Source organism: Ruegeria sp. AH12, from assembly GCF_056541465.1.
This window is the reverse complement of the sequence record NZ_JBQFYL010000092.1, coordinates 1-966: the sequence shown is the minus strand read 5'-3', so window position 1 is coordinate 966 and position 966 is coordinate 1. Positions and strand designations below refer to the sequence as shown.

1 protein-coding gene is annotated in these 966 nt (G+C 60.0%); it reads left to right on the top strand.

What is annotated here, in order from left to right; translation table 11 throughout:
* Nucleotides 1–966, top strand: a 966-nt coding sequence (locus tag ACR0EL_RS21845; protein WP_480502268.1) for a protein adenylyltransferase SelO, incomplete at both ends; no start/stop codon positions are given.

The window sequence follows — 966 nt, the reverse complement described above, 5'->3', positions numbered from 1 at the left end:
CTTTTGCAGGCAATACCGTGCCCGAGGGGGCCGAGCCGCTGGCGCAGTTATATTCCGGGCATCAGTTCGGCACCTATAACCCTCAGCTAGGAGATGGGCGCGCGGTTTTGTTAGGTGAGACGGTCGGATCCGACGGGATTCGGCGGGATATTCAATTGAAGGGCTCAGGGCAGACACCTTTCTCGCGCCAGGGAGATGGACGTGCCTGGCTGGGGCCGGTTTTGCGCGAATATGTGGTTTCCGAGGCGATGCATGCGCTGGGCATTCCCACCACGCGCGCCTTGGCAGCGGTTGAAACCGGAGAGATCGTGCTGCGCGAGGGTCCGATGCCCGGGGCGGTACTGACACGTGTGGCGCAGAGCCATTTGCGGGTGGGCACGTTTCAGGTGTTTGCAGCGCGAGGGCAGATAGAGAGCCTGCAACGGCTGACTGAATATGCCGTTCAGCGCCACTATCCTGAGGCGGACGGGGCCATGGGTTTGTTGCGCGCGGTTCGGGATGCGCAGGCCGGGTTGATCGCTCGATGGATGAGCGTGGGTTTCATTCACGGGGTCATGAATACTGACAACAGCTCGATCGCCGGTGAGACGATCGACTATGGCCCATGTGCGTTCATGGACAGCTATCACCCGAATACAGTCTATAGCTCGATCGACCGGATGGGGCGGTATGCCTACTCGAACCAGCCTGAGATTGCGGTTTGGAATCTGGCGCAGCTGGCAACGGCCCTAATTCAGCAGTTTGAGGACAAGGACGCAGCTGTCGAAGAGGCCACCGAAATTGTCCATGCCATGCCTGCGTTGATGCAGGCACATTGGCTGGAACGTTTCAGGGCCAAGATCGGATTGGTTCGGGCAGAGGAGGGGGATCTTGAAATGATCTCGGACCTGTTGACGCGGATGGCGCAGAATCAGGCGGATTTCACAAACACGTTCCGCGCGCTGGGCAGCGACCGCGCGCGAGACC